At 73.0% G+C, this 17,127-nt stretch carries 19 protein-coding genes; 9 read left to right on the forward strand and 10 right to left on the reverse strand.

What is annotated here, in order from left to right; all coding sequences use genetic code 11:
- Positions 1-8 precede the first annotated feature (8 nt).
- Positions 9-428: a PLD nuclease N-terminal domain-containing protein gene (locus tag ACFQTY_RS11320; protein WP_378100418.1), complete on the reverse strand. Its 420-nt coding sequence runs from the start codon at positions 426-428 to the stop codon at positions 9-11.
- A 47-nt stretch (positions 429-475) separates the two neighbouring features.
- Entirely contained in the window at positions 476-946 is a 471-nt protein-coding gene (locus ACFQTY_RS11325) for a MarR family winged helix-turn-helix transcriptional regulator (RefSeq protein ID WP_378100420.1), read from the reverse strand.
- Between the two features lie 112 nt (positions 947-1,058).
- On the opposite strand from ACFQTY_RS11325, the gene ACFQTY_RS11330 reads away from it, so the two are divergent.
- Positions 1,059-2,297 (forward strand): MFS transporter, encoded by a 1,239-nt coding sequence (locus ACFQTY_RS11330; protein WP_378100422.1) that lies wholly within the window; start codon positions 1,059-1,061, stop codon positions 2,295-2,297.
- A gap of 75 nt (positions 2,298-2,372) precedes the next feature.
- On the opposite strand, the gene ACFQTY_RS11335 is transcribed toward ACFQTY_RS11330, so the two are convergent.
- Positions 2,373-3,248, reverse strand: coding sequence for an ABC transporter permease subunit (locus tag ACFQTY_RS11335; protein WP_378100424.1), 876 nt, complete (start codon positions 3,246-3,248; stop codon positions 2,373-2,375).
- The gene (locus ACFQTY_RS11340; protein WP_378100426.1) at positions 3,245-4,291 is read right to left on the reverse strand and encodes an ATP-binding cassette domain-containing protein; all 1,047 of its coding nucleotides are present in this window, start codon (positions 4,289-4,291) and stop codon (positions 3,245-3,247) included. Before ACFQTY_RS11340 ends, ACFQTY_RS11335 begins: the two co-directional genes overlap by 4 nt.
- A gap of 219 nt (positions 4,292-4,510) precedes the next feature.
- Between ACFQTY_RS11340 and ACFQTY_RS11345 the strand changes: the two genes are divergently transcribed.
- On the forward strand, positions 4,511-5,917 hold the full coding sequence (locus ACFQTY_RS11345) for a cystathionine beta-synthase (RefSeq protein WP_378100429.1): 1,407 nt from the start codon (positions 4,511-4,513) through the stop codon (positions 5,915-5,917).
- Between the two features lie 82 nt (positions 5,918-5,999).
- Positions 6,000-7,016, forward strand: a complete 1,017-nt coding sequence (locus ACFQTY_RS11350) for an acetylxylan esterase (RefSeq protein WP_378100431.1) — start codon at positions 6,000-6,002, stop codon at positions 7,014-7,016.
- On the opposite strand, the gene ACFQTY_RS11355 is transcribed toward ACFQTY_RS11350, so the two are convergent.
- Together ACFQTY_RS11355 and ACFQTY_RS11360 are read right to left on the reverse strand one after the other, a co-directional pair.
- The gene (locus tag ACFQTY_RS11355) at positions 6,956-7,552 is read right to left on the reverse strand and encodes a TetR/AcrR family transcriptional regulator (protein WP_378100433.1); all 597 of its coding nucleotides are present in this window, start codon (positions 7,550-7,552) and stop codon (positions 6,956-6,958) included. The genes ACFQTY_RS11350 and ACFQTY_RS11355 overlap by 61 nt on opposite strands.
- Before the next feature lies 1 nt (position 7,553).
- The gene (locus ACFQTY_RS11360) at positions 7,554-8,444 is read right to left on the reverse strand and encodes an alpha/beta hydrolase (RefSeq protein ID WP_378100435.1); all 891 of its coding nucleotides are present in this window, start codon (positions 8,442-8,444) and stop codon (positions 7,554-7,556) included.
- Between the two features lie 154 nt (positions 8,445-8,598).
- On the opposite strand from ACFQTY_RS11360, the gene ACFQTY_RS11365 reads away from it, so the two are divergent.
- On the forward strand, positions 8,599-9,003 hold the full coding sequence (locus tag ACFQTY_RS11365) for an FKBP-type peptidyl-prolyl cis-trans isomerase (RefSeq protein WP_263731749.1): 405 nt from the start codon (positions 8,599-8,601) through the stop codon (positions 9,001-9,003).
- Positions 9,004-9,356: 353 nt separating this feature from the next.
- Here the strand turns inward: ACFQTY_RS11365 and ACFQTY_RS11370 are convergent, their stop codons facing one another.
- The 3 genes from ACFQTY_RS11370 to ACFQTY_RS11380 all read right to left on the reverse strand — a co-directional run bounded on the left by ACFQTY_RS11370 (position 9,357) and on the right by ACFQTY_RS11380 (position 12,378).
- On the reverse strand, positions 9,357-9,557 hold the full coding sequence (locus tag ACFQTY_RS11370) for a hypothetical protein (RefSeq protein WP_378100437.1): 201 nt from the start codon (positions 9,555-9,557) through the stop codon (positions 9,357-9,359).
- Between the two features lie 14 nt (positions 9,558-9,571).
- Positions 9,572-10,441 (reverse strand): hypothetical protein, encoded by an 870-nt coding sequence (locus ACFQTY_RS11375; protein WP_378100439.1) that lies wholly within the window; start codon positions 10,439-10,441, stop codon positions 9,572-9,574.
- A gap of 362 nt (positions 10,442-10,803) precedes the next feature.
- Positions 10,804-12,378, reverse strand: a complete 1,575-nt coding sequence (locus ACFQTY_RS11380) for an ATP-dependent DNA ligase (protein ID WP_378100441.1) — start codon at positions 12,376-12,378, stop codon at positions 10,804-10,806.
- Positions 12,379-12,495: 117 nt separating this feature from the next.
- Between ACFQTY_RS11380 and ACFQTY_RS11385 the strand changes: the two genes are divergently transcribed.
- Positions 12,496-12,933, forward strand: coding sequence for a YdeI/OmpD-associated family protein (locus ACFQTY_RS11385; protein ID WP_378100443.1), 438 nt, complete (start codon positions 12,496-12,498; stop codon positions 12,931-12,933).
- A gap of 70 nt (positions 12,934-13,003) precedes the next feature.
- On the opposite strand, the gene msrA is transcribed toward ACFQTY_RS11385, so the two are convergent.
- Positions 13,004-13,672: a peptide-methionine (S)-S-oxide reductase MsrA gene (gene msrA, locus ACFQTY_RS11390; RefSeq protein ID WP_378100445.1), complete on the reverse strand. Its 669-nt coding sequence runs from the start codon at positions 13,670-13,672 to the stop codon at positions 13,004-13,006.
- 114 nt (positions 13,673-13,786) lie between these two features.
- Between msrA and ACFQTY_RS11395 the strand changes: the two genes are divergently transcribed.
- Genes ACFQTY_RS11395 through ACFQTY_RS11410 form a run of 4 tightly spaced genes read left to right on the forward strand, consistent with a single transcriptional unit; the run spans position 13,787 to position 17,063 of the window.
- Positions 13,787-14,992 (forward strand): cystathionine gamma-synthase, encoded by a 1,206-nt coding sequence (locus ACFQTY_RS11395; protein ID WP_378100447.1) that lies wholly within the window; start codon positions 13,787-13,789, stop codon positions 14,990-14,992.
- Positions 14,989-16,191 carry a threonine ammonia-lyase gene (gene ilvA / locus ACFQTY_RS11400; RefSeq protein WP_378100449.1) on the forward strand — a complete coding sequence of 401 codons (1,203 nt, stop codon included), beginning with the start codon at positions 14,989-14,991 and terminating at the stop codon, positions 16,189-16,191. The genes ACFQTY_RS11395 and ilvA overlap by 4 nt, the downstream gene beginning before the upstream one ends.
- A gap of 32 nt (positions 16,192-16,223) precedes the next feature.
- A complete protein-coding gene (locus tag ACFQTY_RS11405; protein WP_378100451.1) occupies positions 16,224-16,733 on the forward strand; it encodes a PhzF family phenazine biosynthesis protein in 510 nt (169 codons plus the stop codon).
- Positions 16,734-16,736: 3 nt separating this feature from the next.
- The gene (locus ACFQTY_RS11410) at positions 16,737-17,063 is read left to right on the forward strand and encodes a PhzF family phenazine biosynthesis protein (protein WP_378100453.1); all 327 of its coding nucleotides are present in this window, start codon (positions 16,737-16,739) and stop codon (positions 17,061-17,063) included.
- Positions 17,064-17,127: the final 64 nt, after the last annotated feature.

Below are 17,127 nucleotides of genomic sequence, written 5' to 3' on the forward strand. Positions count from 1 at the left end.
TGGCGGCCTCAGTGGTCCGATGCGGGTGGCGGGGTAGCCCCGTCGCCGTCGTCCCGCTCCGCGAGGCGGCGCTCGCGCTCGCGCAGCTGGTCCTCCCAGGCGCGCAGCAGCTTCTCGTGCTCGGCGTTCGACTCGGCGATCCCGGCGAGGAACGCTGGGTCGTCGTCGGGTGCGACGGGGCGGGGCCGCTCGTACTCCGGGAAGCCGGCCGTGGCGGTCGACGGCCACGGGACGCGACGTGGACCCGGCCCGACCGGCCTGCCCGCCACGAGCCAGGCGACGCCGCCGACCAGCGGGAACAGCAGGATGAGGACGATCCAGCCACCCTTGGGCAGGTTCCGGACCGCGCCCGGGTCGGCCTGGATGCAGTCGATCAGGCAGAAGACGAGCAGCGCCAGGTCCAGGGCGAACGGCAGCACGCGCAGCATGGGCCGGACGGTAGCGGAGGACGACGCCGCGTGGGAGCGGTTCGGCCTCAGGAGTCGAGGTGCGCGTCGAGGTCCGCGTTGAGCCGTCGCAGCATGTGCGCCAGCGTGCCGAGGTCCTCCTCGGACCAGGCGGAGAGCACCTCGCGGTAGACGGCGTTGCGCGCCGCTCGGGTGTGTGCGAGCGCGTCGAGACCCTCCGACGTCGCGGAGATCACCTGGTGCCGTCCGTCGCGCGGGTCCTTGCCGCGGCGGACGTGGCCGGCCTCCTCCATCGCGACGACCTGCCGGGTCACCGTCGACCCGTCGAGCCGCAGCTCGTCCGCGATGCGGGTGATGGTGGAGGGCCCGTTCGACTCCAGCAGCCGGAGCGCCAGGTAGGCGGATCGCTCGAGGGCCCCGTCCATCAGGCGGGAGCGGCGACGGTTGCGGTCCGAGAGGCGCAGCAGCAGCGCCACCTCGGTCTCGATGCGCCCGACGCAGTCGTCGGACCTCGGGGCCGTCTGGGCCGTTGCCGTCATGACACATCCCCCCGAACCAGGTGTATGGTACAAGTAAATCACTGGTGCATACAGCAATCGATGCACCGGCCGCACGACGAGGTGCGCACCACCGTCCTCCACAGGGAGCCGCATGAGCGCCACCACGCGCGACGAACCGCACCGCACCGCCATCTACGCCACCGCGCTGACCGCCTTCTTCGCGATCGCGGGCATCGCCGTGGTCGATCCCATCCTGCCCGTCATCGGCAGCTCGCTGGGCGCTTCCACGTGGCAGATCGAGCTGCTGTTCACGGCCTACATCGCCGTGATGGCCCTCGGCATGGTGCCCGCCGTGATGTCCACGGGGCGGTTCGGGTACAAGAAGGTGCTCACCGCGGGGGTCTCGGTCGTGGCGGTCGCCGCTCTGGCGGCGTCGGCGGTCGGCGGCATCGGGCAGCTCGCGGCGCTCCGGGGGCTGTGGGGCCTGGGCAACGCGATGTTCTTCGCGACGGCGATGAGCCTGCTCGTGGCGCTCGCGCGGCAGAGCGAATGGGTGGTCGAGCTCTTCGAGACGTGCGTCGGCCTCGGGTTCGCCGTCGGGCCGCTGATCGGCGGCCTGCTCGGCAGGATCAGCTGGCGGGTGCCGTTCATGGCGTGCGGTGTGCTGATGGTCGCCGCTGCCGTGATGTCGGTGTCCCGCCTGCGCGACCCCGACGAGAAGCCGTCGCGGCTCCGTCTGACCGACGTCTTCGCCTCGTTCCGCAAGCCGGCGTTCATCGCGCTGTGCGCGCTGACCGCGACCTACAACTTCGTCTTCTTCGTGGTGCTCGGCTACACACCGGTGGCGCTGCACCTGTCGGTGGTGCCGCTCGGCCTGGTGTTCACCGCGTGGGGGATCGGCCTCGCGTTCGGGATCCTGGTGGTCGGCCACCGGCTCGCGCACCGCATCGGTGCGGTGGCGACCGTCGGCCTCGCGGTGCTGGTGCTGACCGGCTGCCTCGTCGGCCTGGCCCTGTCGACCAGCACCACGGTGTCGATCGTCGTGCTGGTGGTCGCCGGCATCTGCATGGGGATCTGCAACGCGAACCTCACCGACCTGGCGCTGGCCACCGGCCTGCCGGACCGGCGGTCCACCACGGGTGCCTTCAACCTGGTCCGGTGGGGCTTCGCCGCGCCCGCGCCGGTGATCTCCGGCCTGGTCGCCGAGCACGTCGGGCTCAAGGCGCCCTTCTGGGTCGCCGTCGTGGTGCTGGGCGTGGGTCTGGTGGTGTTCGCGCTGACCAGCCACGTGATGGCTCGGGCAGCGGGCGAGAAGACGCTGTGGTCCCGGTGGAACGTCGGCGCCCGTGCGGCGGAGCTGACGCCCGGCGAGGCGATGGGCGAGCTCTGAGCTGCGCCTGCAGGGCTGGACAGCACGACGGCTGGGTCACCGCGAGGTGCCCAGCCGTCGTGCTCCCGGGAACGGTCAGGCGTCGCGCGACCGGAGGCGGACGGCCGCGAAGGCCAGGATGACCACGACCCAGGCGACCAGCACCGCGTAGCCCTGCCATGCGCTGAGGTGCACGTGGTAGAGGTTCGCGTCGTTGGTCGCGGTGAGCTGCTGCTCCGTCATCGTCAACCTGCTGCCCGCCGAGGCGGGGAGGAACGGCGTGACGTGCTGCAGCCACTTCCACACGACCTGGGCCAGCACGTTCAGCACGTTCTCGATCACCAGCAGGAGCGTCAGGACCACGCCCAGCGCTGCCGCCGAGTGGCGCAGCAGCGCGCCGAGGGAGAACGCGAACAGGGTGGTCGTGGTCAGGTAGAGCGCGGTGCCGAGGACGATGCGCTGCACCTGCGGGTCACCGGCGTCGAGGCTGCCGCCCGTGGAGTGCAGGATCGCCGACGCCAGTACGGCGCTGAGCAGCACGGTCACCAGGGTGAGCACGAGGGTGACGACAGCCACCACCGCAGCCTTGGCCCACAGAACGGGGAGGCGGGTGGGGACCGCCGTCAGGCTGGCGCGGATCATGCCGGTGCTGTACTCGGACGTCACCGTGAGCACACCGAGCACGGCGAGCGGGATCATCGCCAGCTGGGCGCCGGCGCTCAGCGGGATCAGGGGGAGGGGACCCGCCTCGTTGACCTGCTGCTGGGCGCTCAGCGCCCGCATCCCGAAGGAGACCGCCACCACCAGGCCGACGAAGACCGCTGCCGTGAGCGCAAGGGTCCAGTACGTCGAGCGGACCGTCCAGAACTTGAGCCACTCGGACCGCAGCACGTGCAGCGGCGAGAGTCGCAGGTCCGATCGTGCGGGCTGCTGCGCGGGCGTGGTTGCCGGGGTCGTGGTCACGGTGCTCATCGCACGTCCTCCTGCACGTCGGTCTGCGCGCCGGCAGCCGGCGCGGTCGGTGGCACCGGGGGTCGGGCGGTGGACGGCGGCCCGCTGGGCACGGCCTGCCCGCCGCCGGGGTAGCCCGTGCGCGGATCTGCCGGGACCGCCACACCCGAGTGGTACTCGACCTCCTCGGCGGTCAGCGCGAGGTAGGCATCCTCGAGCGAGCCGCTGAGGGGCGTCAGCTCGTGGAGCACGATGCCGTGCGCCGCGGCTGCCTCGCCGACGGCTTCCGGCCCCGTGCCGACCACCTGGAGCACGCCGGGCTCCGCGCTGTCGACGGTCGCGCCCGCCCGTCGCAGCACGTCGGCCAGCTCGGTCGCGCGCGGGCTGCGCACCCGGACGGTGGAGTGGGTCGCACCGGCGACCACCTGCTCCACGGGCGCGTCCGCGATGATCCGACCGCGGCCGATCACGATGATGTGGTCCGCCGTGACGGCCATCTCGCTCATCAGGTGCGAGGAGAGGAAGACGGTCCGGCCCTGCGACGCGAGGTACTTGACCAGCGTTCGGACCCAGATGACGCCCTCGGGGTCCAGGCCGTTCACCGGCTCGTCGAGGATCAGCGTGTGCGGGTCGCCGAGCAGGGCGACGGCAACGCCGAGCCGCTGGTTCATGCCGAGCGAGAACCCGCCGACCCGCTTGCCGGCGACGGCACCCAGGCCGGTCAGCTCGATCACCTCGTCGACCCGACGGTTGCCGATGCCGTGGGTGGCGGCCATCGCGCGCAGGTGCCCGCGGGCCGTGCGTCCGGGGTGGACCGCCCGCGCCTCGAGCAGCGCCCCGACCTCCGTCAGCGGCGACCGGTGCGCGGCGTAGTGCTTGCCGTTGACGGTCACGTCGCCGGCGGTCGGCCGGTCGAGGCCGACGATCATCCGCATCGTGGTGGACTTGCCCGCCCCGTTGGGCCCGAGGAACCCGGTGACCCGTCCGGGCTGCACGGTGAAGCTCGCCCCGTCCACCGCGGTGGTGTGCCCGTACCGCTTCGTCAGACCGTGTGCCTCGATCATCGCCGTCCCGCTCGCATCGTCCGACCGTCCGTCTCGTCCTGTGAGGTGGGGCCGGAGACCTGCGGAACGCGCCGACTGCTCGACGACCCCACACGACCGTAGGCGATGAGGGCTCGTCTTGGGGCCGGTTTGACCGACCAGATACCCGGTCGATGCTCCGGCTCGCCGTCCGTCGGGCGTGGCGGTGGGTGACCAGGCCGGCGATGAGAAGGTGGGCCGGTGACGTACGCGCAGCACATCTCCGAGCTGGTGGGGCACACGCCGCTGGTCCGGCTGAGCTCGGTGACGGCGGGCCTGGCGGCCACCGTCTTGGCGAAGGTCGAGTACCTCAACCCCGGTGGGTCGGTGAAGGACCGGATCGCCCTGCGGATGATCGAGGCGGCCGAGCAGTCCGGCGCGCTGCGCCCCGGCGGCACGATCGTCGAGCCGACCAGCGGCAACACCGGCGTCGGGCTCGCTCTGGTCGCGCAGCGCAGGGGGTACCGCTGCGTGTTCGTCTGCCCGGACAAGGTCAGCCAGGACAAGCGCGACGTGCTGCGCGCGTACGGCGCCGAGGTCGTCGTCACCCCGACCGCCGTGCCGCCCGACCACCCGGAGTCGTACTACTCCGTCTCGGACCGCCTCGTCCGCGAGATCGAGGACGCCTGGAAGCCGGACCAGTACTCCAACCCGAACGGGCCGGCGAGCCACTACGCCAGCACCGGTCCGGAGATCTGGGAGGGGACCGACCGGACCATCACGCACCTGGTCGCCGGCGTCGGCACCGGCGGGACGATCACCGGTACCGGGCGCTACCTGCACGACGTGTCGGCGGACCGGCCGGTGGAGCTCGGCGGACGGGTGCGGGTGGTCGGCGCGGACCCGGCTGGGTCGGTCTACTCCGGCGGTGACGGGCGGCCGTACCTGGTCGAGGGCGTGGGGGAGGACTTCTGGCCGCGCGCGTACGACCCGTCGGTGCCGGACGAGATCGTCCCGGTGTCCGATGCCGACTCGTTCGCGATGACGCGCCGGCTCGCGCGCGAGGAGGCGCTGCTGGTCGGTGGCTCGTCGGGAATGGCTGTCGAGGCGGCGCTGCGGGTGGCGCGACGGCTGCAGGACGAGGACCCAGTGGCGGCGGCGCGCGCCGTGATCGTCGTGCTGCTTCCGGACGGCGGTCGCGGCTACCTGTCCAAGATCTTCAACGACTCCTGGATGCGGTCCTACGGGTTCCTCGCCGCGGGGGAGGGCGCCACGGTCGCGGACGTGCTGCGCACCAAGGACGGCGCGATGCCGGCGCTGGTGCACACCCACCCGACCGAGACGGTGCGGGACGCGATCGAGATCATGCGGGAGTTCGGCGTCTCGCAGATGCCCGTGGTCGGTGCGGAGCCACCGGTGAAGATCGGCGAGGTGGCCGGGTCGGTCAGCGAGCGCAGCCTGCTCGACGCGGTGTTCGGCGGCTCGGCGGCGCTGGCCGACCGCGTCGCCCGGCACATGTCGCCCCCGCTGCCGCTGATCGGCTCCGGTGAGCCGGTGGACGCCGCACGGACGGCGCTGCAGGGTGCCGACGCGCTGATGGTGGTGCAGGACGGGCAGCCGGTCGGCGTGCTGACCCGGCACGACCTGCTGGGGTTCCTGGCCCGCTGAGCCGGGGGCGCGGGCACCGTCGCTCGGTGCTCTAGCCTCGTGCCCGTCGCGCCGGGGCGGCGCGTGCGAGACGAGGAGCAACGTGGCGATCTTCGACCTGTCCCTGCCCGAGCTGCGGGCGTACCTGCCGGAGCTGGACGAGCCCGCCGACCTGGACGACTTCTGGTCCGGGACGCTGGCGGAGGCGCGGGGGCACGACCTGGCGCTGACCGTCGAGCCGGCCGACACGGGGCTGCGGCTGATCGAGGCGTTCGACGTCACGTTCGCCGGCTTCGGCGGCGACCCGATCCGCGCCTGGCTGACCCGGCCCGCAGGGGTGACCGAGCCGCTGCCGGCGGTCGTCGAGTACATCGGCTACGGCGGCGGACGCGGATTCGCGCACGAGCACCTGGCCTGGGCTGCCGCCGGGTACGTGCACCTGCTGATGGACACGCGCGGGCAGGGTTCCACGTGGGGGACCGGCGGTCACACCCCCGACCCGGAGGGCAGCGGCCCGGCCGCGAACGGCGTGATGACCCGGGGCATCCTCGACCCGGCGACGTACTACTACCGCCGCCTGATCACCGACGCGGTGCGCGCGGTCGACGCCGTCCGCGGCATGCCGGGGGTCGACCCGGCGCGCGTCGCCGTGACGGGTGGCAGCCAGGGCGGCGGGCTCGCGCTCGCCGTGTCGGGGCTCGCGGACGGCCTGGTCGCGGCGATGCCCGACGTGCCGTTCCTCTGCCACTTCCCGCGGGCGATGGCGATCACCGACGGTTTCCCGTACGGCGAGGTGGTCCAGTACCTCGCCGTGCACCGGGACCAGGTGGACCAGGTGCTTCGCACGCTGTCGTACGTCGACGGCGTGCACCTGGGCCGGCGGGCGTCCGCACCGGCGCTGTTCTCCGTCGCGCTGCGGGACCAGACGTGCCCGCCGTCCACCGTCTTCGCCGCGTACAACCACTACGGGACCCTCGCCGTCGGCGCCAGGCCCGACCGGGACATCGAGGTGTACGAGTTCAACCAGCACGAGGGCGGGCTCGGGTTCCAGCTCGACCGTCAGCTGCGCTGGCTCGCCGACGTGCTGGCCAGCGCGCCGACCAGCCCCCTCACCAGGTAGTCGAAGCTCACCTCGAGGTCGTCGGGCATCCCGAAGCCCCCGGCCGCCTCGAGGACGACGAATCCGTGCACGGCGGACCGGACCGCGCGGACGGCGTCCACGTGCCGGTCGGTGGGCACGCCGAGCTCGCCGACGGCCCGGGCGACGACGGCCACGCTGCGGGTCGCCGCGGCCTGCAGCTCGGTCGCTTCCTCCGGCACGCCCAGCAGCTCGGTCTGCGTCGCGGCGTAGCGGCCGGGGTGGTCGTGGGCGAACCGCCGCATCGTCCACGCCAGCGCGACCAGCGCGTCGGCACCCTGGCGGCCCTCAGCCGTCTCCTCGAGGGCGTCGGCGAGCTGCTCGATGCACCGCTGGGCCACAGCTCGGCGCAGCGCGGGCAGGCCGGCGACGTGCTTGTACAGGCTCGGCACCGCGACGCCGGCCCGTGCCGCGACCGCGGCGAGGGTCAGGTCGGCGTAGCCCGTCGGGCCGCCGTCGTCGACCACCGCGAGGGCGAGCCGGACGACGGCCTCCGGGTCGAGTCCTGCGCGGGGCACGTCAGCGGTCCGCGGGGTCGGTGCGGTCGCCCCGGACCGGGAGGACCAGGCGGCCCGACGTGTCACGCGGCCGCTCGGCGAGCCACGCCAGCGTCGCGGGCACGACGTCGTCGGCAGCTTGGTGGTGCGGGTAGTGCGCCACGTCGTCGAGCAGCACGGCGCGGGCGTCGAGCGTCTGCTCGATCCACGCCGCCTCGGCAGCGGGGTCGCGCAGGTCCGGGTCGCGGCGGCCGATGAAGGCGAGGGCCGGCGCGTGGACGTCCACCAGGCGCGGCTCGACCGGGGCGTGGGTGAGCTGCAGCGTCAGCCGGCGGAACTGGCGCAGGTGCGCCGGGTCGCTCATCGCGGTGCGGACCGCGGCGAGGTGCTCGTCGAACCACCGGGCCCGACGGCCACGGCTCAGCGGGGACCGGTAGTAGCTCGCCCACAGGGCGGCGCCCCACGGCCGGACGAACATCAGGCGGTAGGCGGCGTGCATCAGGTGCTCGAGGAGCGGGCTGGTCGGGGGGTTGCGCAGCAGCGGACCGGACAGCACGAGGCCGGCGACGAGGTCCGGCCGCTCGGCGGCGACCCAAGCGACCGACGCGGCGCCCATGGAGCTGCCGATCAGCACGGCGGGACCGCCGAGGTGCTCGACCAGGGCGATCACGTCCGATCCGGTCGCCAGGTCGCCGTGGAGGCGGAAGGTGGTGTCGGAGTCTCCGTGGCCCCGCAGGTCGGTGACCGCCGTGCGGTAGCCCGCGGCGACGAGCGGGCCGACGAGCGCCCGCCACGTGCCGCGAAGGTCGCCCATCCCCGGCACGAGGACGACGAGAGGGCCGTCGGCCGGTCCCTCGACGGTGTACGCGACCCGGCCCTCGGGCCGGTCGAGAAGCTCGATCTGGTTCGTCATGACCAGAAAGCTAATGCCATTAGCCAACTCTGGCAAGAGGTCGGATGAGCGCTCTTCGGCTCGGGCAGGGCAGGATGTCCGGGCACCCGGCCGCGCGGCCGGGGCCACCGGCCGCGCACGTGGCCGGACCACGAACCGGTGAGGAGACATCCCCATGGCCGCAGTGCTGCCCGAGGCCTCGGGCTCGTTCGGAGACAAGCCCACGCTGACCTTCCCGGACTCGGCGGCGCCCGCCGAGCTCGAGGTACAGGTGCTCAGCCGGGGCGACGGCGACCTCGTCGAGGCGGGTCAGGACATCGAGGTGAACTACCTCGGCCAGAGCTGGGGCGGCCGGGTGTTCGACAACTCGTACGACCGTGGCGAGTCGATCAGCTTCCCGATCGGCGTCGGCGCCGTCATCGCGGGCTGGGACGAGGGCCTGGTCGGCCAGCAGGTCGGCTCCCGCGTGCTGCTCTCGATCCCGTCGCACCTCGGGTACGGCGACCGCGGCGTGCCGCAGGCCGGCATCCGCGGCGGCGACACCCTGGTGTTCGTCGTGGACATCCTCGGCACCCACTGACCCGCTCGTCGACGGCGCGGCCTCCTGCTGGGCAGGGGCGCCGCGCCGGCGGCGTGTCAGGAGACCGTGACCGGCACCGTGACGACTTGGGCCGTGTCGATCGTGTCCGCCTACCCGGCGCTCTTGTCCTCGCGGTAGCGCAGCACGTGCGCGAACCGCAGTGTCACGCCGCCGGGATGACGGCTCGAGCGCTGCAACTCGTCGGACGTCGCCTCGACCACGTGCTCGAGCCGGAGCGCACCACCCAGTCGTCGTCGAAGACCGCCACCTCACGGAACCGCTGTGTCCGCCAGGTGAGCATCTCGTCGGCTGCGCCCTTGAAAGTCGTGCTGGTGGTCGGCGACGGATGGCCGTCACGGCAGCGTGCGCCGACGCGACCGCGTGACCAGGGGCACGCGGTACGCGTCCATCGCGCGCGCGACGTCCTTGAGTCCATCCGTCTCGCCGGTCTTGTTGATGACGAAGCGGAGGAACAGGAGGTACGCCAAGAAGCAGAGTGCCGCAATCACCGCGATGGCGACCGTTGCCCATCCGAGGTACATCGCGACACTCACCTCGCATCCCTTCTTCAGTCGTCCTGAGCCTTGCTTGGGCGGTCCGCAGCTGCCGGGTCGGCTGTTCTGGGCTCGAAGGCTGGGCCCACGAGCATTGCCTTCATCTTCTCGGCGACCTGTGCCATCTCTGCCACGAGGACGTAGATTCTCGGCGGCAAGGCCTCAGCAGTTCGGATCACGAACTCGATCTCGCCGCCGTCGATCGGCCACTGCTGACGAAGCGCCGTCGGGATGGCCGCGTGCGCTGAAGAAGCCACCGGGCTTTCCTGGGCGTGGGGCGCGGCGATGGGCTGCTGACCCGCGGTCAGTTCGGGTGCCAGGTCCACATCGCCGCCGACGTCATAGCCGCCGCCGACAGTCGCCTCCCGATTGAAGAGTGTCACCGTCGTGCCGTCGGTCTGCGCCAACCCGGCGAAGGCGGCGCTCTGAACGAAAGAGGCAACGAAACGGTCGACCTGGTCCTTCGCGACGCCGTAGCGCATCAAGACCTGGGTCCGAAGTCGGGAGAGATCCGTGGGCATGTTCTTCGCGCTGTCGTTGTAGAGCATCCCGAAGACACGGCAAGACTCAAACGCCGCGAGCAACTGTTGGGATGTGTACTCGGGTGCCGCCAGCACGAGTTCTTGTGCCAGCCCGGAGAGGGCGACACGGTCGCGGTTCCCCCGCGCCAAGAGACCCCAGTCCCGCATGCTCGCGAGCTTGGCGCGGAAGGCGCCGCTGTTGGCCGTCTTATGTCCGAGGTAGGTGGCGAAGGCATCTTCACTGTGCTCAGGACCGTTTCGGCCAGCGATGACGATCGCTTCGACGGCGTCGTGCAGGGTCATGGACGGGAAGCCGGGGCCCCGCCTCTTCGCTTCCGGTTGATCTGTGCGCTGCTCGGACATCTGGGCTTCCCTCCATCGGGTACACCAGGCAGTGTAGATGACTGTTCGACTGCATGCAAGTAGTAGATGACTGTCTAGACGCCTGTATGCCTGCCGGTGCGCATCTGCGTTCAACGCGAGATGCTCGGATCCTGCGGCAGGCCGTCAGCATGAGTCGTGGCCGGGGTCGCGAGGGTTGTCTTATTGACTGGCCGATCGTCTAGACGGGAGGCAGCCGGCCAGCGGGGCGACGACGCCGAGTCATCCCACTGAGGCGACGGGGGACGGCCGTCAGGCCGGGAGCGCGGCAAGGAGGTGGGCGCGAACAGACGCACCGCTCGACGGCGGCCCCTGCTTGGCAGGGATGCCGCGCAGTCGGTGCCTCACGACGAGGTGCGAGTCGCCGGGCCCGCCAGGGTCCGCACCATCTCGATCGTGTCGGCCTGGTCCGCCGGCTTGTCCTCGCGGTACCGCAGCACGCGGGCGAACCGCAGCGCGACGCCGCCGGGGTAGCGGCTCGAGCGCTGCAGCCCGTCGAACGCCACCTCCACCACCTGCTCCGGCCGCAGGTGCACCACCCAGCCGTCGTCGGACGTCGCGAGCTCGCGGAACCGCTCGGTCTGCCAGGCGAGCATCGCGTCCGTCATGCCCTTGAACGTCTTGCCCAGCATGACGAACCCACCCGAGCCGTCGCGCGCGCCCAGGTGGATGTTCGACAGCAGGCCGGCGCGCCGGCCGGAACCGCGCTCGACCGCCAGCACCACCAGGTCCAGCGTGTGCCGCGGCTTGACCTTCACCCACGCAGCGCCGCGCCTCCCTGCCTCGTAGGGGGCATCGACGGCCTTGACCACCACGCCCTCCTGCCCGTCGGCCACCCACGCAGCGAACTGGCGTTGAGCCTCCGCAGGATCGGCCGTGACCAGGCGCTGCACCACGTGGCCGACGGCGACGGAGTCGAGCACGGCGAGCCGCTCGCGCAGCGGCGCGTCGAGCAGGTCGCGGCCGTCGAGGTGCAGCACGTCGAAGAAGAAGGGCGTCAGCGCGGTGCCGGCCGCCACGTCGGCGTCGCGGGTGGCCGTGCGGGACGACGTCTCCTGGAACGGACGAGGCCGGCCGGCCTCGTCCAGCGAGAGCGCCTCGCCATCGAGCACGACGGACTGCGCGGGCATGCTGCGGACGGCGGCGACGACCTCCGGTACCCGGTCGGTGATCTCGTCGAGGCTCCGCGTGAACACCCGCACCTGGTCGCCGTCCCGATGCACCTGGATGCGGATCCCGTCGAGCTTCACGTCGACCACGGCCGGTCGGTCGGCGGCGCCGTCGACGCCCAGCGACGTGAACGCCGCCGCGACGTCCGGAGCCGACTGGGCGAGCATCGGCCGCACCGCGCGGCCGACGGTCAGCGCGAACTGTTCGAGCGCCACCAGTGCGGCGGCGCTGCCGGATGCACCGAGGGCGGCCACCGCCACGGGTGCCGAGTCGCCGGCCAGCATCGCCGCGCGTCGCACGGCCGCCTCGGGCACGCCGGCGGCTGCCGCGACCGCATCGAGCACCAGTGCGTCGAGGGCGCCCTGGCGCAGCTCACCCGTGACGAGGCCGCGCAGCAGCCGCTGCTCGACCGCGGTGGCGGCGCCGAACAGCCGTACGGCGGCTGCCGTCCGGGCCGACGCGGAACCGGCACCCGAGAGCGACGCCATCGTCTCGAACGCCGCGTCCACCTCGACGAGCGTCAGGCCCGGCTCGGCTGCCGCACCGGGCAGGCCGGCCAGCGACCGCCAGCCCAGGCCCGTGCGCCGCTGCCGCAGCTGTCCGGCCAGGTAGCGGGTGGCCAGGGCGACATCGTCCGGCCCGTCGTCGGCCGCGGCGCGCAACGTCGCGGCGAGCGCCTCACGCTTGGCCAGCCGGGACCGGGTGGCGGCCACGGCCACCGAGGTCTCCGCGATGTGCACCAGGCGCATGGCCGTCATGGTGCCGCGGGCCACCGACATCCGCCCGACGTCGTCGCCGTGCCGCCAGCGGCGCGTCGACGTCCCGACGCTGTTTACATGCCCGGGCCGCCGACCGACGATGGCCCGATGCACCTGGTGAGCGAGCTGACCGCCACGGGCGGCACGACGACGGGCATCCGGATTCCCGACGGGGTCGTGGCGGAGCTGGGCGGCGGGAACCGACCCAAGGTCGTCGCGACGGTGAACGGCCACACGTGGCGCACCAGCATCGCCCGGATGGGCGGCGAATTCTGGCTCGGTGTCAGCGCGGAGAACCGCGCAGCGGCCGGACTGACCGCGGGTGACGCGGTGCAGCTCGACGTCGAGCTCGACTCCGCGCCCCGCACCGTCGAGGTGCCGGGCGACCTCGCGGCGGCCCTCGCTGCCGAGCCCGCGGCCAAGGCGGCCTTCGAGGCGTTGAGCTACTCGCAGCAGCGTCAGCACGTGCTCGCCGTGGAGGCGGCGAAGAAGCCGGAGACACGCGTCCGCCGCGTCGAGTCCGTCGTCGGCGCGCTGAAGGGCTGAGGGTCGGCAGGCCGCGGAGGTCGGCACCGCGCCGGTCGTCCCCGCATCGGCGAGGACGACCGGCGTCCGGTCAGGCGCCCGTCGGCACCGGGCAGGCGACCCCGGTCGAGTTGATCGGGCAGTACCCGGCCGGGTTCTTGTCCAGGTACTGCTGGTGGTACCCCTCGGCGTAGAAGAACGGTCCGGCGTCCGCGATCGGCCGGATCTCCGTCGTGATGTCCCCGTACCCGTTCGCCCGCAGCCGCGGCGCGAACTCGGTGCGCGTCGCCAGCGCCGCCGCCTGCTGCTCGGGCGTCGTGGTGTAGACGGCCGACCGGTACTGGGTGCCGACGTCGTTGCCCTGCCGGAAGCCCTGGGTGGGGTCGTGCTCCTCCCAGAAGTGCCGCAGCAGGTCGACGTCGCTCAGTCGCGTCGGGTCGTACGCGACCAACACCGTCTCGGCGTGCCCGGTGCGGCCGGTGCACACCTCCTCGTACGTCGGGTTGGGGGTGTACCCGCCCATGTACCCGACGGCGGTGGTCACCACGCCGGGCAGCTGCCACGCGGCCTTCTCGGCACCCCAGAAGCAGCCCGACGCCAGGTACAGCACCCGCGTACCCTCCGGCCAGGGGCCGGCCAGCGGGGTGCCGAGCACCGTGTGGGTCGTCGGCACCTCGAACGCCGGGGCGTCCCGCCCGGGCAGTGCATCGGCGCGCTCCACCATCGTCGTGCGCAGCGCGGATCCGAACAGCCAGCTCATGTGTTGCTCCCTTCCACGGCGTTCAACCGGCCCCCGCGCCCGGGTGTTCCGCGCTCGCGCCGACGCGGTCCGCCGGGCTGGGGCGCCGTCGGTCCGACGGCCTAGCCTGACCCCGTGACCGACGACCAGGGCTTCGCCACCCGCGCCATCCATGCCGGACAGGAGGCGGACCCCGCCACCGGTGCGGTGGTGCCCCCGATCTACCAGGTGTCCACCTACAAGCAGGACGGTGTCGGCGGGCTGCGTGGCGGCTGGGAGTACTCCCGGTCCGGCAACCCGACCCGTGCGGCGCTCGAGGCGGCGCTCGCGGCCGTCGAGGGTGGCGCCGCCGGCTTCGCCTTCTCGTCGGGCCTCGCCGCGGAGGACACGCTGCTGCGCGCGGTGCTGCGTCCCGGCGACCACGTGATCGTCCCCAACGACGCCTACGGCGGCACGTACCGCCTGGTCGCGCGCGTGTTCGGGCCGTGGGGGATCGAGCACACGCCGGTCGACCTGTCGAACCCCGATGCGGTTCTCGACGCGATCCAGCCCGGCCGCACCAAGCTGGTCTGGGTGGAGACGCCGACCAACCCGTTGCTCGGCATCGCGGACATCGCCGCGATCGCGGCGCACGCCCGGGCGGCGGGGGCGCTGCTGGCGGTGGACAACACGTTCGCCACGCCGTACCTGCAGCAGCCGATCGCCCTGGGTGCGGACGTCGTCGTGCACTCGACCACCAAGTACATCGGCGGGCACTCGGACGTGGTGGGCGGTGCGCTGGTGGTGGCCGACGGCGCCCAGCTGCCGGTGGGCCTGGAAGGTCCGACGGGGACGACGAACGTGCGCGACGCGGTGGCGTTCCACCAGAACTCGTCCGGGGCGGTCGCCGGACCGTTCGACGCGTGGCTGACCCTGCGCGGGCTGCGCACCCTGGCCGTGCGGATGGATCGGCACCTGGCCAACGCCGCTGCCGTCGCCGAGTTCCTGGAGCAGTGGGCCGGCGTCACCCAGGTCCTCTATCCCGGGTTGGAGAGCCATCCCGGTCACGAGGTGGCCGCGCGGCAGATGCGGGGCTTCGGCGGCATGGTGTCGTTCCGCACCGGCTCCGCGGACAGCGCGGTCGCGGTGTGCGGCGCCACGCAGCTGTTCACGCTCGCCGAGTCGCTCGGCGGCGTCGAGTCGCTGATCGAGCACCCGGCCCGGATGACGCACGGCTCGGTGGCCGGCACCGCGTTGGAGGTGCCGGACGACCTGGTGCGCCTGTCGGTCGGCATCGAGGACGTGGACGACCTGGTCGCCGACCTGGCGCAGGCGCTCGACGCTGCGGGCGTGGGTCGGTGATCGGGCCGGCCGACGTCCGCGCCGCCGCACAGCTGCTCGAGGGGGTCGCCGACCGCACCCCGGTCCAGTACAGCCGCGCGCTGACCGCCATCGCGGGCACCGACGTCTGGCTCAAGTGCGAGAACCTGCAGCGCGCCGGCTCGTTCAAGATCCGCGGCGCCTACACGCGGATGTCGCGGCTGTCCGACGACGAGAAGGCCCGTGGGGTCGTCGCCGCGAGCGCCGGCAACCACGCCCAGGGCGTCGCACTCGCCGCCTCGCTGCTGGGCATCAAGGCCGTCGTCTTCATGCCCGTCGACGCGGCGCTGCCCAAGATCGCCGCGACCCGCCAGTACGGCGCGCACGTCGAGCTGGTCGGCGCGAGCGTCGACGAGGCGCTGACCCACGCGCACGCGCACGCGGATGAGACGGGTGCCGTGCTGATCCACCCGTACGACCACCCGGACATCGACGCCGGCCAGGGCACCATCGGGCTGGAGATCCTCGAGCAGGTGCCGGACGTCGCGACCATCGTCGTGCCGGTCGGCGGCGGGGGACTGGCGGCCGGCATCACGGCCGCGCTCGACGAGCGGCCGGACGTGCGCGTGGTCGGCGTCCAGGCCGCCCGGGCGGCCGCCTACCCGCCCTCGCTCGCCGCGGGTCACCCGGTCAAGGCCCCCGAGCTGCGCACGATGGCCGACGGCATCGCGATCGGGATGCCGGGCGCGGTGCCGTTCGAGGTGCTGTCCACCCACCACGTGCCGGTCCGGACCGTCTCGGAGGAGGACCTGTCCCGGGCCCTCCTGCTGGTGGCGGAGCGCGCCAAGCTGATCGTCGAGCCCTCCGGTGCGGCCGCCGTGGCGGCGCTGATGGCGGCGGGTGGCGACTTCGCCGGGCGCGGACCCGTGGTGGCCGTGCTCTCCGGCGGCAACATCGACCCCCTGGTGCTGATGCGGGTGGTCCGGCACGGTCTCGCCTCCGCCGGCCGGTTCCTGCAGCTGCGCATCCGCATCTCCGACACCCCCGGCGCGCTCGCGGGCGTGCTGCGGGACGTCGCGGCCCTGGGCGGCAACGTGATGGACGTCGCCCACGCACGCACGGGCGGCGACCTGGCGTTCGACGAGGTCGCGATCGAGGTCCACGTCGAGACCAAGGGTCCCGAGCACTGCACCCAGCTGGTGCGCCGCCTGCGCGACACCGGCTACCGCCTGTCCGACTGACCCACCGGTTCCCACCCCGCGAGGAGAGACCCATGCGCTTCAGCCAGGTCGACGTGTTCACCGACACCCTCACGCTCGGCAACCCCGTCGCGGTGGTGCACGACGCCGAAGGCCTGGACGAGTCGAGGATGCAGGCGTTCGCCCGGTGGACCAACCTGTCCGAGACGACGTTCCTGCTCCCACCCACCCAGGCCGGTGCCGACTACCGCCTGCGCGTCTTCACCCCTGGTGGTGAGCTGCCGTTCGCCGGCCACCCGACCCTCGGTTCCGCCCGTGCGTGGCTCGCAGCGGGTGGCCTCCCCGCGAACCCGGGCACGGTGGTGCAGGAGTGCGCGGTGGGCCTCGTGCCGATCCGGCTCGACGAGACGGTGGCGGGCCGGGCGGCGTTCGCGGCACCGCCGCTGCGGCGCAGCGGACCGGTGGACGACGCGACCGGCGAGCGGCTGACCAGGGCGGTCGGTGTGCCGGCGGACCGGGTGCAGGCCGCGCAGTGGGTGGACAACGGCCCAGGCTGGGCGGCGCTGCTGCTGGCCACCGCGTAGGACGTGCTCGAGGCCCGGGCGGACCGGGACCTGATCGGTGCCCAGGCCGTCGGGCTGGTCGCACCGCACCCTGCCGGCGGACCCGCGGACGTCGAGGTCCGCGCCTTCCACCCCGGCGTCGGCGTGCAGGAGGACCCGGTCACCGGCAGCCTCGCGGCCGGCCTCGGGCAGTGGCTCACATCAGCCGGGCGGCTGCCCGACCGCTTCACCATCCGGCAGGGGACGGTCCTCGGGCGGCGCGGGCTGATCCGCATCGCGCGGGACGGCGAGCAGGTGTGGGTGGGCGGCGACACGGTGCTCGGCGTCCAGGGCACGGTCGCGCTCGACTGAACCGCCTCACCGGGCCCTTCCGGGATCGCCGGGTAGGATGACCGTTTACGCCGACCCCGCGAGG

This window comes from Cellulomonas sp. T2.31MG-18 (genome assembly GCF_964266755.1).
Taxonomy (GTDB): domain Bacteria; phylum Actinomycetota; class Actinomycetes; order Actinomycetales; family Cellulomonadaceae; genus Cellulomonas.

Bases quoted from the DNA above. Each gene is read 5' to 3' on its own strand.
- ACFQTY_RS11325 (WP_378100420.1), bottom strand. From the start codon at position 946: ATGACGGCAACGGCCCAGACGGCCCCGAGGTCCGACGACTGCGTCGGG.
- ACFQTY_RS11360 (WP_378100435.1), bottom strand. From the start codon at position 8,444: ATGACGAACCAGATCGAGCTTCTCGACCGGCCCGAGGGCCGGGTCGCG.
- msrA (WP_378100445.1), bottom strand. From the start codon at position 13,672: ATGAGCTGGCTGTTCGGATCCGCGCTGCGCACGACGATGGTGGAGCGC.
- ACFQTY_RS11335 (WP_378100424.1), bottom strand. From the start codon at position 3,248: ATGAGCACCGTGACCACGACCCCGGCAACCACGCCCGCGCAGCAGCCC.
- ACFQTY_RS11320 (WP_378100418.1), bottom strand. From the start codon at position 428: ATGCTGCGCGTGCTGCCGTTCGCCCTGGACCTGGCGCTGCTCGTCTTC.
- ACFQTY_RS11385 (WP_378100443.1), top strand. From the start codon at position 12,496: ATGCACCTGGTGAGCGAGCTGACCGCCACGGGCGGCACGACGACGGGC.
- ACFQTY_RS11405 (WP_378100451.1), top strand. From the start codon at position 16,224: ATGCGCTTCAGCCAGGTCGACGTGTTCACCGACACCCTCACGCTCGGC.
- ACFQTY_RS11340 (WP_378100426.1), bottom strand. From the start codon at position 4,291: ATGATCGAGGCACACGGTCTGACGAAGCGGTACGGGCACACCACCGCG.
- ACFQTY_RS11330 (WP_378100422.1), top strand. From the start codon at position 1,059: ATGAGCGCCACCACGCGCGACGAACCGCACCGCACCGCCATCTACGCC.
- ACFQTY_RS11380 (WP_378100441.1), bottom strand. From the start codon at position 12,378: ATGCGCCTGGTGCACATCGCGGAGACCTCGGTGGCCGTGGCCGCCACC.
- ACFQTY_RS11375 (WP_378100439.1), bottom strand. From the start codon at position 10,441: ATGTCCGAGCAGCGCACAGATCAACCGGAAGCGAAGAGGCGGGGCCCC.
- ACFQTY_RS11365 (WP_263731749.1), top strand. From the start codon at position 8,599: ATGGCCGCAGTGCTGCCCGAGGCCTCGGGCTCGTTCGGAGACAAGCCC.